Genomic DNA, 15,021 nt, shown 5'->3' with positions numbered 1-15,021 from the left:
ATGTATCAAAGTCTTGAAGGGAAAGTCGTAGTCATTACAGGAGGTGCCACTGGACTGGGAAAGGCGATGACTGAGAGATTCGGCACCGAAAAAGCAAAGGTTGTCATAAATTATTTCAAAGAAGACCAGGAAGTAAAGGGCATTATTGAAACCATTGAGAAAGCAGGCGGAAGTGCAAATGCCATCCAGGGCGATGTCACCAAGGAAGAGGATATAAAAAGGATGATTGATCATGCGGTCAACACATTCGGTTCGCTGGATGTGATGATCAATAATGCTGGCATTGAAAACGAAGTCCCATCTGAAGACCTGACCCTCGAGGATTGGAACAAAGTTATTTCCACAAACCTGACAGGGCAATTCTTAGGGTGCAGAGAAGCAATTGATTACATGCTCGAGCATAAAATAAAAGGCTCTATTATCAATATGTCATCCGTACATCAGGAAATCCCCTGGCCGCATTTTGTCCATTATGCAGCAAGCAAAGGCGGCGTCAAGCTGATGACGGAGACGCTCGCATTAGAGTTCGCACCACATGGAATTCGAGTGAATTGTATTGCTCCGGGTGCCATTGATACGCCGATCAATGCTGAAAAATTCTCTGATCCCGAATTAAAGAAGGGTGTCATTGAGCTTATTCCGATGGGCTATATTGGCAAGCCGGAAGAAATTGCAGCATGTGCTGTGTGGCTAGCTTCAACTGAAGCCAGTTATGTTACCGGGCTTACACTATACGCCGATGGAGGTATGACCCAATATCCAGGATTTCAGGCAGGGAAGGGATAGGATATTTTTCATCACGTAGTTATTATAAATAGAAATATAAAAGGCCTCACCCTATTTTTTGTGAAGGGAAAAGGCCTTTTTCCATCTAATAGAGCAGGTTTTTACTAGTAGTTGTCGAAATAAGAATCGACTACCTAGACAATTACTATTATATAGAGCAAATATTTTTATAAATCAATAGGAGGTAATCATGGGAAGATTAGTTCATTTCGAAGTTCATGTTGATGACATGGAACGGGCAAAGAAGTTTTATGGAGAGGTATTCGGATGGTCATTTCAAGATTGGAGTGATTATGCAGGAATGCCTTACTTTGGAGCAGTGACCGGCGATGAGAATGAACCTGGGATTAATGGTGCTTTGATGCAGCGGCAAAGTCCTCCACCGGAAGCTAACCAAGCTTTAAATGGATTTGCTTGTACAATGGGAGTGGACGATTACGATACAACGGAAGCTAAAATTTTTGAGAATGGCGGAAAAGTCGCAATGCCTAAATATGCTCTGCCAGGAATGGCGTGGCAGGGATACTATATTGATACAGAAGGCAATGTATTCGGCATTCATCAGCCAGATGCGAATGCAAAATAGAATTGGTGACAGGTGGAAGCATGAAATCACAGCAAGGAATGCTTGAAACGGACAAGAATTCATCGGTCTGATTTAAGAAGCTTATATACGTTCTGAATCGAAGAATTGAAATTAAGGTGCCTGTCCCAAGATACACGAAAGGTTAGTGATTGAGGGGATAGGCATTTTTCTCTCATGCTTGATTAAGTTCGAATCATAAAAAAAGCAGTAGAAGGAAAAATTGTTCTTAAAAGTTATTGACAATAAAGAATAAAAGTTATATTATTATCTCGAATTAAAGATATTTTGTTTCGAGATATATTCTTGTTTGAGTCTATACCACTAAATCAGCAAACAGAATTTATTGAGGTAGTTCTTGTAGGAGACAGTAAGGGATAAAAATGAAATAGCTTAAATTTTTTTGAAATGATATCTCGAATTCAAGATAATTTAAATATAGGAGGAATAAAAAAATGTTGAATCTTGGTTTATTACTTATACGTTTGGTTATTGGTGTTTTATTTATTGGTCATGGAGCTCAGAAATTATTTGGTTGGTTCGGGGGCTACGGATTAAAAGGGACAGGAAGCTGGTTTGACTCTATTGGCATGAAACCTGGTGTAACGATGGCTCTATTGGCGGGACTGGCAGAGCTGATTGGTGGAATAATGTTTACCCTAGGGCTTCTTACCCCTCTGGCAGGAATTATGATTGCAGGAACTATGGTGATGGCAATCGTAAAAGTGCACTTTTCAAATGGGTTATGGGCCACTTCAAATGGCTATGAATATAACTTAACCTTATTGGCAGTTGCTATGGGTGTTGCTTTAACTGGTCCTGGTCTTTATAGTTTAGATGCATTTTTATTCTAAAGTATCTCGAATTGAAGATATTATAAATAAAGGAATATGGATAAGGTGATTGCCTTTATCAAATTGGAAAAAAACGGCCGGTTAACAAGTAACTTTCAGGGCATTCAATAAAAAAGGAAGAACACAATCTCTCATCAGTGAGTTTGTCAGCTTAATTTAGAAAATAATAAAGTTGAAATAACAAGGAGTGTGTAAAAAATGGGTAAAAAGACAATGGGGATTCACCATATCACTGCGATCGTAGGTCATCCTCAGGAAAATGTAGATTTCTATGCAGGAGTTTTGGGTTTACGTTTAGTCAAGCAAACGGTCAATTTTGATGATCCAGGAACTTATCATCTTTACTTTGGTAATGAAGGAGGAAAACCAGGAACAATCATTACATTCTTTCCATGGACGGGTGCTTACCAGGGGGTTATTGGAGATGGTCAAGTAGGAGTAACTTCGTACGTTGTTCCATCAGGCGCAATGAAGTTTTGGGAGGAGAGGCTTGAAAAATTCAACGTTCCTTATACCCAAATGGAACGTTTTGGGGAGCAGTATTTGGAATTTGATGACCCACATGGACTTCACTTAGAGCTCGTAGAAAGAGAAAAAGGGGAAGCAAATACATGGACGTTTGGCGAAATAACCCCTGAAGTTGCGATCAAAGGATTCGGAGGAGCCACTCTCTTATCAGCTCAGCCTGCCAAAACTGCTGAACTGCTGGAAGGAATTATGGGACTTGAAGTGGTTGGGCAGGAAGGGGACTTCATCCGTTACCTTTCTTCTGCCGATATTGGTAATATCATCGACCTTAAATTAACTTCAATTGGCCGTGGACAAATGGGTGTCGGAACCGTACATCATATTGCCTGGAGGGCAATGGATGATCAAGATCAGCTGGATTGGCAAAAGGTTGTTGCGGAGAATGGGTATGGGGTCACACCTGTACAAGACAGAAACTATTTTAATGCGATTTATTTTAGAGAACATGGTGAGATCTTATTTGAAATCGCAACCGATCCTCCAGGATTCGCCCATGATGAATCTCAAGAAACAATGGGAGAAAAATTAATGCTTCCAGTACAATATGAACCGAATAGAAATCAGATCGAACGAGGTCTGCTTCCATTTGAAGTGAGAGAATTAGACTAAAAGGAGTGAGTTTTTTTGCTTTCTATCGACCCGTCTAAAATGTCCGAACGAGAGAATTACAAATTCTTAATTGGAAGCATTATCCCAAGACCCATCGCTTTTGTAACAACCCTTTCGGAAGATGGAATTTTAAATGGTGCACCCTTTAGCTATTTTAATATCGTTTGCTCCAATCCTCCGATGATTTCTTTGTCGATACAGCGATCAGGGGGAAAAGAAAAGGATACTGCCAGGAACATAAAGAAGCTAAAGGAATTCGTCGTTCATATTGTGGATGAGCAAAATGTTGAACAGGTAAATCAGACAGCTGCAAATCTGCCTTCTGATAAAAGTGAGATTGAACTGGCGAGTCTCACTTCAATAGATAGCTTGAAAATTCGTGTTCCTGGTGTGAGGGAAGCGAAGATCAGAATGGAGTGTACATTGGAACATTCGGTGGAACTAGGAGGAGTTGATTCGCCAGGATGTGATCTTATTGTTGGAAAAGTGGTCCAATTTCACATTGAAGATGCACTTTATGATAAAGGAAGAATCGATCCAATCGGGCTGGCTGCTGTAAGCCGATTGGCAGGTTCAAACTATGCCAAGATTGGTGAGATTTTTTCGATCGAGAGACCAAAATAGCTTTTGACAATAGGAGGAGATTGAATTGCAAAAAACGGCTGGAATTCACCATATCTCCGCAATGGTTAACGATGCACAGAAAACGATTGATTTTTATGCTGGGGTACTTGGTTTTAGGCTCGTTAAAAAAACGATTAATTTTGATCGTCCTGAAGTGTATCACCTCTATTTTGGAAATGAAACGGGTCAACCTGGTACGGTTATCACTTTTTTTCCATGGGCGAAACAGCTTAAAGGTCGAATTGGTACAGGTCAGGTAGGTGTAACTGGCTATATTATTCCTAAGGGGTCCACTGAGTTTTGGGAGAGCCGTTTGCAGAAATTCGGCATTAAATATGAGTCAGCTGTCCGATTTTATGAGCGGTATTTAAAGTTTGCAGACCCTGATGGCCTGGAACTCGAATTGATTGAGCGCCAGGAAGGACCAATGAATAATTGGAACTTTGGCAGTATCCAGCCAGAGTATGCCATTAAAGGGTTTGGCGGTGCTACTCTCATTTCAGCCCAGCCAAATAAAACAGCTGATGTACTTGAAAATATATTAGGCATGGAATGCATTGGTGATAAAGACGGATTTCTCCGCTTCAGATCCGAAGCAGAGATTGGCAATATCATTAATATTAAGTTAACCCCTTCTGTCCGTGGCCTTATGGGAGCTGGAACAGTTCACCATATAGCATGGAGAGCGAAAGATGAAGTAGACCTTCTTAGATGGAGATCGCTACTGCTGGAAAAAGGATATTATCCGACAGAGGTACGGGATCGAAACTACTTCAAAGCCATTTATTTTCATGAAGAAGGCGGTATTCTCTTTGAAATTGCGACGGATCCTCCAGGCTTTTCTGTTGATGAACCAGAAGCGGAACTTGGCAAAAAGCTCATGCTTCCATCCTGGTTGGAATCCAAACGGGAAGAGTTAAATGACATTTTGCCGCCTGTTGCAGTTCGTGATTTGGAGGAAGATAAAGGATGAAACATCTATTTCATAAGTCATTTAATGGAGTAAATATAGCAGCAAGTTTATTATTTCATTTTCAGCATGTCTGAAAAGGGGCAATCTTCTTGCATCATCCTATGGTCCCGAGAAAAGGGGTTGATTTCCAGATTTTGAAGGGGAAATCTGTTTTTATTGCGGCAGGAACGAATGATCTCATCTGCTCGCCAATGGAATCAGCGGAAATGCAATCTTTATTGGAAAAGGCAAATGCAAATTAATAAGCATTTAAATTATAGAATTTTTTTGAGGTTTAAGTTAGGTATGTTCAAACATGAATTAGGGGCATTTATTATACGTATTACTCTTGGAATATTATTTTTCATACACGGTTTAGTAAAATTCCAAGGTGGAATAGAAAATATTGTTGGATGGTTTGAAAGTATGGGATTGCCTGGTTTTCTGGCATATGCAGTTGCTTTGATTGAATTGGCTGGAGGTTTAGCATTAATTCTCGGATTAGCAACAAGACTCGTTTTTGCTTTGTTTGCAATCATCATGATTGGAGCGACGCTTAAGGTCAAACTTTCAATTGGCTTATTGGGTAATGGTCAGATGGCAGGATACGAATTAGATTTAGCACTGTTGGCAATGGCCATTTACCTTGCAATTAATGGAAGCAAGCTATTGTCAGCAGGTCAATTAATCTTTCACAAAGATTCAAGCGAGCTAAGAAAAGCAGCTTAAAGTGGAATGTCATCTTTAATATATAGAAACAATAGGTGGTGTATTAATATGGGTTTTCTATCCAAACTATTTGGAAATTCATCGATAAAGGAGACAAAGGCTATGTCAAATGTAAAATTAGCAGTCATTTATTACAGTATGGGTGGAACCAATTATCAGCTGGCAAAATGGGCTGAAGAAGGTGCGAAAGAAGCAGGTGCTGAAGTAAAAGTAGTAAAGGTGCCAGAACTTGCCCCGCAATCGGCTATTGAAGGAAATCCAGTTTGGAAAGCTCATGTGGAAGCGACTAAAGATGTACCAGAAGTCAAATTAGATGACTTGGAATGGGCAGATGCCATTATTTTCAGCGTGCCAACCAGATTTGGAAACATGCCATCCCAAATGAAGCAATTCCTTGATACTACTGGGGGACTTTGGTTTAATGGGAAGCTCGTGAATAAGGTTGTTAGTGCCATGACGTCTGCTCAAAACCCACATGGCGGACAAGAGGCGACGATTTTATCACTTTATACAACGATGTATCATTGGGGTGCCATTGTCGCAGCTCCTGGATATACAGATCCTGTTACATTTGGTGCAGGCGGTAACCCATATGGAACGAGTGTCACTGTCGGTCAAGACGGTAAAATGATTGAAGACGTTCAAGCGGCGGTTAAACACCAGGCGAAGCGGACTGTAACTGTGGCTGAATGGGTGAAAAAAGGGAATCAATAAAAAGTTAGAGCTAATCAAGTAATATTGATTAGCTCTTTTAAATCGACTTATCATTAGAAATAGAGGCATTAATAGTTTTTACAGGGGCAAAATACCTTTAATGGATGCTTAATTAGTTGTACAATTCATATTTTTGATGGAGATTTAAGTTATGGCTAACCTAAACCTTACAATAATTTTTTACTGTTCTACTGGTACTAACCATCAGTTGACCGAATGGGCTTCGGAAGGTGCATGAGATAGTCATAATACATATCACTGTTATTCTTATTAAAGGCAGCTCAAGTATTGATAAAATGGAGAAATATTTATTCATAGCCAGTTCATCCTTTTTATATTTCTATTTGCCTTTATTGTTTGTCTTGACTACAATCAATCGATGGTGAATAAGAAAAAGCTGGTGGGAAATTAATCTTATGCACATGACGGGAGAAATAATATTTTCAAAGTATAAATAAATCGGAATGGGTGAATTTAATAATATCAGTAATAGGAAAGGCGGATCTTTGATGGAGAAAAAATTATTAAACCTTCTTTTCGGAATGTGCATTTTTTCAGTTCCCTTCTTGTTTAAAGGTAAAAAAATGAGGGAAACCTTAGTTGTTTTTTTCTCGAAAGGAGTTCTTGCTACTCTGATTGATGCCTATGTTGTTGGAACGAAAAGAGTTGAGTACCCAGTTCGCCCATTTCCAAAAATCTTTAAAACGAACCTCGTTTATGATATCTTGTTCTTCCCCCTTTTAAGTGTTATCTGGGTTAAAATTTCTTACAATGATAATTTACGGAATATTCTTCTCAAAAGTTTAATATTCAGTGTACCAATGAGTATCGCCCAATGGTACTTTGAAAAAAACACCAGGCTATTTAAGTGGAGGAAATGGTCAATTTTCCATACATTTGGTAGTGTGTGTTTTACTTTATTCACAATTAGAGGTTTTGTTGGGTTTATTAAAAAACTGGATTTATTAAAGAATAATCAAACCGTAAACGAATTGTAAGGTTAGCCTTATGAGGAAAACATCTAAAACAGAGGATTGGAGTATTGCTTTTCCTGGTTTCGGTCAACTATTAAATGGTCAGCTGTTAATAGGGTTCCTTTTTACTTTTAGAATTCATCACCACAAGGATAAGACATAAGCCATTGGTGATCAACCACTTTTGCAGCCTTCGAAATCTTTCCATGAAAACGATACATAATGCTTTGGTTAAAAGAACTGTTTACGTTTAGAACAATCCGATACAAAGAAAAGTATGAAAAGCAGTTTTTCGTCTCAATGGCAAAAAACGATTGGTTATGAATAACGAGGGAAAATTCATAGTGAAATGGAGAAAGGAAATCTGGCAATATTATTCTGACAAAATCATTGACGGCTTTATATGGACTTTGAATTTATATCATAATTGTATTGCCTGTCCCGGTTGAGCTAGAGCGTTAGTGTGTAAGGGAAAGGCATTTTTTTTAAGATGGCTGACAGAACTTATTTTTGACATAGAAAAGGCATGGTTTACTCGTCAAGAACTGGAAAGAACTCTAATGTTTTATGATACAATGTTGGAGACATACAAAAACGCTGATAATAAAACTCTCCCTTTTATTGGAGAGTTTTATTATTAGTAATCTTTGTTTGAAATATTGTAGTGTTGTTATTTGCATTATAGTTTGGATAAGGTTTAACTCATACATAAGCACCTTACCAGAATTTTTAGTAATAAACAGTACGATTGTAGCTGACAGACTAGTAAATGCGATTAATCCAGTGTAAATATCAGATTGAATTAAAGATTATGGGAGTAGCTAGGTAAGATCATGAAGAGATATAAGCTAAAGAATCATTTTAAAGGTTTAAAAAAGGGAACCCAATTCTATTTGATTGCAGAATCTGAATTTATAGGGATCAAAGATTTTGTATTACGAACTAAAGACTTATCGAATAGAATATCAATTAATGAAAAGGAACTGCATAAGAACTTTACTTTATTGAATTAATAAAATCCTATAGAATTACGGTTGTCTGTCCCCCATTGTGCTAAAGCAATGGGGGGCAGCACTTATTTTTAGTTGGCACAAAGAATGAAACTATCTAATGATTGCTCATTTCAGTAGAACTATTCATCAGTTCATAATAACTATTGATCAATGTCTGCAACATGGCAGAAGTATTGACGAATTCGTGACGGATGCAATTAGCATAATACTTTTCCCACTGGGCGTCTTGTAAGTACGTTGCGTAGACCGTAAGTTCCTTCTCAATTTGAAAATTTGCTTGTTCAAGTAACTGTCGAATCTGTCTTTTATCAAACAGATCGAACATGCTGCAACAGTTTGAAATGAACTAGTACGCGTAAACAATCTGTTTAATTGTATGCCAGCGCATGTTATAATGAGACACTTAGGGTAATTACGACCTTTTGCTCATATTTGAAACGGATGCCAAGAACAGCCTCCGCCTAGCAATAAAATATGGAGGTGTAAGAAAATGAATAAACGATGGACAATCGGTAAAATTAAAGAGTTTGTTGAGAAAAATTCGGAAAGTAAGTTGCTAACGACAGAATATCACGGTTTTTCTCAAAAGTTACTATTTAAATGTGCATGTGGCAGCAATTTTGAAAAAACATTTACGAAATTTAAAAATAATAACCAACGTAAATGTGACGTTTGCCAACCGCCAAAAGCGTCACGCTAAACGTATAGCGAATAAACGAAGTGCCGATTTCTATTAAATAGAGGTTGGCATTATTTTTTGTAAAAAAAGTTCATGAAGAATTTCTCATCAACTGCTGTAAAGCCCATTTCAAACAGATCTTCGAAGTAAAGCTCCTCCATTTTTTTATTCAAAATTCCATAGAAATAAGCGATCGGTTTTGCTACAGAACTGGACTTCATTTTGCGGACGAGCTGCTTAAAAGAATGGATGGCTGTTTCCAAGACCTGATCCTGGTTTTGTTCGCGATTGTTCCTGTAGGCGGCAATCTTTGTCATTCTCCAGAACTCTTCAATTGTTTTTGCTTCAGGGAAAAAGTACTTCAAAACTTCAACGAAAGTTTTTGGAATGCGATCACTTATAAAAGTGTGGTCGAGCTCCGTTCCGTTACGTTTAGTATTCTTTTGATTTTTAATAGTTTTAGAAAGATTACTAGTTTTATTAGGGTGGGCCATTTTTCCTTCCTTAGGTAGTTCACTCTTGGGAAAACGATTGAAAACATAAAGGTTGCTGGATTGGGATCCGTTTTTTCGTTCTGTTTCATGGACTGTGAAAATGCCTAGCTCTGCAGCTTTGGCGATCATTCTTTTAAAAGTGGAACGGGATATGCCGTTGCCGCTGTATTCTTCGTGGATTGCTTTTAAAACGGTTCCGATCTTTGCATTGGACACTCCAGGAATCTTGGCTGCAAAACGTGCCAGCCTTTTTAATCCAACAAGCTCGCCTTTTGAGAAATGATCCTTATGTACAGCAAGCCACATTTCTAAATGCGTATTAAACTCCTGAAGATTTGTAAACTGGGAAAACTGTTCAAACTGGTCAATACTGCCTACTTTTAAATTCATATAAATGCACCGCCCTTTCACCTTCTATATACAGTTGAGGGGAGGAAAAGGTCAGGGTGGTTTTTGGGGGATTGTGTCGAAATGGTGAACATTAATTTGGGCCAGTTTCATTCCAGGAGGCCGATGGATGGAGGGACAGACTTGAATAAGGCAAAATAAAAAATCCGGCCAAAAAATGGCCGGATCTAAAGGGGTAAAGAAAAAGGGCTGTATGATGTTTCGGTACAAATCTTATTGTAATGGGTAAATATTAACAAACTATGAACAAGATAAATCTAAACTATTAAAATGAATCCTATCTAAATGCGTTATGAAATTGTTCCTTTGGAATAAGGAGCCTGTCCCCGTGTGCACTAGAACGTTAGTGATAAAGCGGAAAAGAATACGGTTAAAGAGGGATAGGGGGAGCATAATCGTGCTGTAATAAATGTGGCTGAGGATAGGGGGCTATTTAATATAGCCAGTTGTAATTTTTAGCATATGTAGGTGCATAGAAGAAGGGCAGCACACAGGCGGAAGGCTAATTCCAGCTATAAAAAAACATCCCCTATTTCAACTATGGAAATAAGGGATGCTTGTAATTATTCATAAGTCTATTCAACCGTTTCATTTTTATTTCTATTTTTTACTAAAAACACTGCAGTAATCCAGGCAGTGATCGGAATAACCAGCGTTACCCCAATTCCTGCACAAAGGATCGTGATCATCTCAGCACTAAAGATTTTTGAATTAACGATTTCTCCGGCAGAATAGGACAGATCTTTAAACCAAATGAGGAGTGCCAAGTATCCGCCAAAGAAAGCAAAAAATAACGTGTTCGTACTTGTTCCCAAGATGTCCTTCCCAATGCTTAATCCAGCTTGAAATAAGTCTTTCCTGCTGATGTCTGGATGATGATAATGGATTTCCCGCATCGGAGAGGAGATGGCCATGGCAGCATCCGTGATGGCTCCGATTGTACTCATGATGATGACAGAAGCGGCAATTTTAACAAAATCGACTCCAATATAAAGGGAAAACACACTCAGTTCTTCTACTTCCTCTTCACCAAATCCCTGAATCATCGCCTTTTCTGTAACAATGACAATAAACAGGATCAAGATTACAATGGTGATGATCGAAGACATAAATGCTGTTTTGGTCTTAATGTTCACTTCGTTAATATAAAAAAGATTGATACAGCTAATCACAGCACATGCAATCAATGTGACGATAATCGGATTGATATTAGGATCGTTCATAAAAAAGAGGACAAAAATAATCATGCCAAAGTTGAAGAATATAGCAAAAAACGATCTTGCTCCTTTTTTTCCGCCGATTAGGGTCATCAAAATAAATAATATGGCAGCCAGCAAAACCAATGCATTCATGTTCTTGCCTTCTTTCTATTAATAAAAAATATAGAAATATAAAGGCCGATCGGAATGGTTAGTACGATTCCGATGCCGCCAGCCAGCGCCCGGGCTAATTCCAATGAAAGGTTCATGGAAAGCGTAAAACCTAATGGTGAATCATTCTTTATATACAAAATAAGCATAGGAATGGAACCGCTTATGTAGGCAAAAAACAAGATATTTGTCATGGTGCCCATAATATCTTTGCCAACTTCCATTCCAGAACGCTTAAGTGCTTTTACCGGAATGTTATGATTCTTTTCATACAAGCTAAACAGGGAAGAAGACATGGTAATGGCTACATCCATTACAGCTCCCAAAGATCCGATAAATAATCCTGCTAAAAAAACCATTTGATAGGGACGTGTGATAAATTGGAGCTCTTCATATCTAAGACCCTTTCCAGAGGTTACCCAAATGATAAGATAGGTGACCAACAGCGAAATAAATGTAGCCAGCAAGGTTGCGACAATAGCTGCATAGGTCTTTTCATTAAAACCGTTTACGAGCAGCAAGGAAAGGATCGTAAATAAAATAACCGCTATACTGCATATAAGTAAGAGGCTTGTTTCAGGATTATCCAGATAAACATCCAATGCATAAGAGAGCAATAGTGCATTGACTGCCAGACTTATAATCGAAAACAGTCCTTGTTTTTTTCCAACAAGGAGCAGGATAAGGATAAAAATCCAACCTACAATTAGTATGTAATGATCCCGTTTAAGGTCTATTATCGTTCCAGTTAAATCTGTCCCATCTTCTTTATTCTCGCTTATTGAAACAAATAATTTTTGCCCTTCATGAAATTCCTGGTCATAAGCTTTAGAGGCAGAGTATTGATTCTTTATATGAATCTGCTGCCCTTTTTTTTCTCCATTCTTTAATTCGGCTATTAGATGCTGTTCGTGTAACCGGTCCCCATTATCGTATATATCTGTCACCTCTTCTGAATGAACCAGGTCAACTTCCATTACTTCAGCAATTGGCCGGTCATAGAAAGATTCATTGTGATTCACAAACATAACCGAGGCTGCAAAACAAAATGACAGGATGATGTACAAATAGTATTGCTGATAAGGTATTTTCTTTATTTTTTTCAAAACAAACCTCCGAGTATTGAAAATGCAGCCTGCTCTACATAAGACCAGTTCGCAGGTCCATTGCAACGGACTAAGAATAACAGGAACATTTTCAAGCAGTCAAGATAATCCCTGTGGTTCTTTCAAGTTGTGACTTTTGGTGCAGGTTAGTTAACACCTGAAATTATTTGTCTATATGGACAACCATAACACATGATCTTTCTAATCATAATTAAAAATGAAGTTATGCTAAAACGGAAAGTATCCGGGTATATACTTCCAACTTAAAGGTAAAATAGGTAGTGAATTTTTGGGAGGTTTAATTGTGGAGGAAAACAAAAATATGAATTCTTCAAACGAACAAGATGTGAAACGTGAGACGCTGACAACACGGCAGGGCCATCCTGTAACAGATAATCAAAACATCCGTACGATTGGAAACCGTGGCCCGGCGACACTAGAGAATTACCATTTCATAGAAAAAATTTCCCATTTTGATCGGGAAGAGGTACCGGAGCGTGTGGTACACGCAAGAGGTGCTGGAGCATTTGGTTATTTTGAAACATATGGAAAAGTTGGAGATGAACCGGCTGAGAAGTATACACGGGCGAAAGTTTTTTCTGGTGCAGGGAAGAGAACATCGTTAATGGTTCGTTTTTCCACAGTAGCAGGAGCAAAAGATTCGCCGGAAACAGCACGAGACCCACGTGGCTTTGCAGTAAAAATGTATACGGAAGATGGCAATTGGGATTTGGTTGGGAACAACCTGAAAATTTTCTTTATCCGTGATGCGATGAAATTCCCTGATATGATTCATGCGTTTAAGGCTGATCCAGTTTCGAACGTACCAAATCCTGAGCGGATGTTTGACTTTGTATCCCGTACACCTGAGGCTACCCATATGATTACATTCCTGTTCTCACCATGGGGGATTCCAGCAACTTACCGCCACATGCAGGGTTCCGGTGTAAATACATATAAATGGGTAAATGAAAAAGGTGAGTCAGTGCTGGTGAAGTATCACTGGGAGCCAAAGCAAGGGATCCGTAACTTAACACAGGAAGAGGCAAACTCTATTCAGGCGAAAAACGTCGGTCATGCAACACAGGATTTATTTGAAGCGATTAAACGTGGAGACTATCCGGAATGGGAGCTCTTTGTGCAGATCATGGAGGATGATTACCACCCTGAACTTGATTTTGATCCGCTCGATGATACCAAGCTTTGGCCGGAGGATAAGTTCCCGTGGCTGCCTGTTGGCCGTATGGTCCTTGATCGCAATCCAGTTGACTACCATGCGGAGATTGAGCAGGCAGCCTTCGGTACAGGGGTTCTTGTCGATGGAATGGATTTCTCAGATGATAAAATGCTGCAAGGCCGTACCTTTTCTTATTCCGATACGCAGCGCTATCGTGTAGGTGCGAACTATCTGAAATTGCCAGTGAACGCACCGAAAGTACCTGTTCGCACGAACCAGCATCGTGGCCAAATGGATATCCGTGACCCTAAAGAGTCTGGAGATAATCCGCATATCAACTATGAGCCATCGATGAAAGGCGGCTATAAGGAAGCAGCTGAAGAAGGCCGTTCACCTCATCAGCCAACGTATAATGCGGCAGCCTTGAGTGCACCCATTGATCGTCCGAACAACTACGGTCAAGCGGGCCACACATACCGCAGCTTTGAAGATTGGGAGCGCGATGAATTGATCAAAAACCTATCCGAAGCACTGGCGGTATGCGATAAGCGAATTCAAGAGGCTATGATTGAGCACTTCACACAAGCAGATGAAGATTATGGCCGCCGTGTGAAGGAAGGAATCGAAAAAGTAATGAACGACATGCAGAAAATGAACGCTGAAAGTAAAATTCCTGGCCGTGAAGCTGGTAAATCGAAATATGGACAGGGTTCAATCGCTGAGAACGAAGCAACTAAGGAAGCTGTGGAGAAAAGCCACGAAACTGATCCTTATTAATCGTAATCTAAGGCTCTTTTTGTAAAGTTTGTTGCTTTTCAACTGCTAACTAAGTTTAAGCAACTGAGTTGATTGTAGCGCAGGGCGCTTGACTCCTGCGGGAAGTGAGGGAAGTGAGAGACCCCACAGGCGAAGCCGGGGAGGCTCTCATTCCTCCCCGCGGAAAGCAAGTGCCTGTAGCGAAAAACAACGGGCAAATTTGTAGTAAAAACAACAATCTATGAGAAAACAGCCTAATCTAAAGATGCAAGGGCTGTCCCGAAGGTTAGTGGAGCTGACTGAGGGGCAGCCTTTATTTTTACCACATTATGTCCTTGTTATGTGCCTAGTGTAGTAAATAGATCAAAATCATAAAAAAGACCACCGTTTTCAATGTAAAATGGAAGTACCTATCACAGAACTTCCAATTACTAAACCTCACCACAAGGAGTTGAAAACGATGGTATATACACCATTCAATCATATTCAAGGGAAAAACGGAAGTCGATGGGCTAAATTTATTCGGGAAACAGGAGCTGATCATCTATTAATTGTGGCAATAGACGCAGCTAAGTTTACACATAAGGCAATGCTGAGTTCCTTTTATGGAGATATCTTGGTTCGACCGTTCGATTTTGATGCATCGATTTCTGGTCTTGAGTTGG

General features: G+C 39.3%; 14 protein-coding genes and 2 pseudogenes. 13 read left to right on the top strand and 3 right to left on the bottom strand.

Translation table 11 applies throughout. From position 1 onward, the window contains the following. The 11 genes and pseudogenes from IQ19_RS18395 (at window position 1) to IQ19_RS18335 (ending at window position 9,066) form a co-directional block, all read left to right on the top strand. Window positions 1–786 carry a glucose-1-dehydrogenase gene (locus IQ19_RS18395; RefSeq protein ID WP_144543940.1) on the top strand — a complete coding sequence of 262 codons (786 nt, stop codon included), beginning with the start codon at window positions 1–3 and terminating at the stop codon, window positions 784–786. Window positions 787–976: 190 nt separating this feature from the next. After that, window positions 977–1,372 carry a VOC family protein gene (locus tag IQ19_RS18390; protein ID WP_144543938.1) on the top strand — a complete coding sequence of 132 codons (396 nt, stop codon included), beginning with the start codon at window positions 977–979 and terminating at the stop codon, window positions 1,370–1,372. 452 nt (window positions 1,373–1,824) lie between these two features. Next, window positions 1,825–2,223 carry a DoxX family protein gene (locus IQ19_RS18385; RefSeq protein ID WP_144543936.1) on the top strand — a complete coding sequence of 133 codons (399 nt, stop codon included), beginning with the start codon at window positions 1,825–1,827 and terminating at the stop codon, window positions 2,221–2,223. A 198-nt stretch (window positions 2,224–2,421) separates the two neighbouring features. After that, window positions 2,422–3,360 (top strand): ring-cleaving dioxygenase, encoded by a 939-nt coding sequence (locus IQ19_RS18380; protein ID WP_144543934.1) that lies wholly within the window; start codon window positions 2,422–2,424, stop codon window positions 3,358–3,360. Window positions 3,361–3,375: 15 nt separating this feature from the next. Then, window positions 3,376–3,984: a flavin reductase family protein gene (locus IQ19_RS18375; protein WP_144543932.1), complete on the top strand. Its 609-nt coding sequence runs from the start codon at window positions 3,376–3,378 to the stop codon at window positions 3,982–3,984. Between the two features lie 25 nt (window positions 3,985–4,009). Next, window positions 4,010–4,957, top strand: coding sequence for a ring-cleaving dioxygenase (locus tag IQ19_RS18370; RefSeq protein ID WP_144543930.1), 948 nt, complete (start codon window positions 4,010–4,012; stop codon window positions 4,955–4,957). Between the two features lie 23 nt (window positions 4,958–4,980). Further along, window positions 4,981–5,196 (top strand): annotated as a pseudogene (locus tag IQ19_RS28615) (alpha/beta hydrolase); the annotation flags it as partial. After that, window positions 5,189–5,665, top strand: a complete 477-nt coding sequence (locus IQ19_RS18360; protein ID WP_415802492.1) for a DoxX family protein — start codon at window positions 5,189–5,191, stop codon at window positions 5,663–5,665. The pseudogene IQ19_RS28615 and the gene IQ19_RS18360, both read left to right, overlap by 8 nt. A gap of 48 nt (window positions 5,666–5,713) precedes the next feature. Next, window positions 5,714–6,379: an NAD(P)H:quinone oxidoreductase gene (gene wrbA, locus IQ19_RS18355; RefSeq protein ID WP_144543928.1), complete on the top strand. Its 666-nt coding sequence runs from the start codon at window positions 5,714–5,716 to the stop codon at window positions 6,377–6,379. Between the two features lie 509 nt (window positions 6,380–6,888). Further along, the gene (locus IQ19_RS18345; protein WP_144543926.1) at window positions 6,889–7,377 is read left to right on the top strand and encodes a CBO0543 family protein; all 489 of its coding nucleotides are present in this window, start codon (window positions 6,889–6,891) and stop codon (window positions 7,375–7,377) included. Between the two features lie 1,479 nt (window positions 7,378–8,856). Beyond that, window positions 8,857–9,066, top strand: coding sequence for a hypothetical protein (locus IQ19_RS18335; RefSeq protein ID WP_066232608.1), 210 nt, complete (start codon window positions 8,857–8,859; stop codon window positions 9,064–9,066). Between the two features lie 50 nt (window positions 9,067–9,116). Here IQ19_RS18335 and IQ19_RS18330 read toward each other — a convergent pair whose 3' ends face one another. The 3 genes from IQ19_RS18330 to IQ19_RS18320 form a co-directional block, all read right to left on the bottom strand. Next, on the bottom strand, window positions 9,117–9,929 hold the full coding sequence (locus IQ19_RS18330) for a hypothetical protein (RefSeq protein ID WP_144543922.1): 813 nt from the start codon (window positions 9,927–9,929) through the stop codon (window positions 9,117–9,119). Between the two features lie 593 nt (window positions 9,930–10,522). Then, entirely contained in the window at window positions 10,523–11,299 is a 777-nt protein-coding gene (locus IQ19_RS18325; RefSeq protein WP_144543920.1) for a YibE/F family protein, read from the bottom strand. Beyond that, window positions 11,296–12,423 (bottom strand): YibE/F family protein, encoded by a 1,128-nt coding sequence (locus IQ19_RS18320; protein WP_415802488.1) that lies wholly within the window; start codon window positions 12,421–12,423, stop codon window positions 11,296–11,298. The genes IQ19_RS18325 and IQ19_RS18320 overlap by 4 nt, the downstream gene beginning before the upstream one ends. 322 nt (window positions 12,424–12,745) lie before the next feature. Between IQ19_RS18320 and IQ19_RS18315 the strand changes: the two genes are divergently transcribed. Beyond that, window positions 12,746–14,377, top strand: coding sequence for a catalase (locus tag IQ19_RS18315; RefSeq protein WP_242021057.1), 1,632 nt, complete (start codon window positions 12,746–12,748; stop codon window positions 14,375–14,377). A 439-nt stretch (window positions 14,378–14,816) separates the two neighbouring features. Continuing rightward, a pseudogene (locus tag IQ19_RS28145) lies at window positions 14,817–15,021 on the top strand (IS110 family transposase); the annotation flags it as partial.

The organism is Cytobacillus oceanisediminis (assembly GCF_007830235.1).
GTDB classification, from domain to species: domain Bacteria; phylum Bacillota; class Bacilli; order Bacillales; family Cytobacillaceae; genus Cytobacillus; species Cytobacillus oceanisediminis.
Note: the sequence above shows the minus strand (reverse complement) of the source record. Positions and strands in the feature narration are given on the sequence as shown.

What these genes read in the sequence shown, in the direction of transcription:
- IQ19_RS18385 (WP_144543936.1), top strand. Translation starts at nt 1,825, where the DNA reads ATGTTGAATCTTGGTTTATTACTTATACGTTTGGTTATTGGTGTTTTA.
- IQ19_RS18335 (WP_066232608.1), top strand. Translation starts at nt 8,857, where the DNA reads ATGAATAAACGATGGACAATCGGTAAAATTAAAGAGTTTGTTGAGAAA.
- IQ19_RS18380 (WP_144543934.1), top strand. Translation starts at nt 2,422, where the DNA reads ATGGGTAAAAAGACAATGGGGATTCACCATATCACTGCGATCGTAGGT.
- IQ19_RS18395 (WP_144543940.1), top strand. Translation starts at nt 1, where the DNA reads ATGTATCAAAGTCTTGAAGGGAAAGTCGTAGTCATTACAGGAGGTGCC.
- IQ19_RS18330 (WP_144543922.1), bottom strand. Translation starts at nt 9,929, where the DNA reads ATGAATTTAAAAGTAGGCAGTATTGACCAGTTTGAACAGTTTTCCCAG.
- IQ19_RS18315 (WP_242021057.1), top strand. Translation starts at nt 12,746, where the DNA reads ATGAATTCTTCAAACGAACAAGATGTGAAACGTGAGACGCTGACAACA.
- IQ19_RS18345 (WP_144543926.1), top strand. Translation starts at nt 6,889, where the DNA reads ATGGAGAAAAAATTATTAAACCTTCTTTTCGGAATGTGCATTTTTTCA.
- IQ19_RS18325 (WP_144543920.1), bottom strand. Translation starts at nt 11,299, where the DNA reads ATGAATGCATTGGTTTTGCTGGCTGCCATATTATTTATTTTGATGACC.
- IQ19_RS18360 (WP_415802492.1), top strand. Translation starts at nt 5,189, where the DNA reads ATGCAAATTAATAAGCATTTAAATTATAGAATTTTTTTGAGGTTTAAG.
- IQ19_RS18390 (WP_144543938.1), top strand. Translation starts at nt 977, where the DNA reads ATGGGAAGATTAGTTCATTTCGAAGTTCATGTTGATGACATGGAACGG.
- wrbA (WP_144543928.1), top strand. Translation starts at nt 5,714, where the DNA reads ATGGGTTTTCTATCCAAACTATTTGGAAATTCATCGATAAAGGAGACA.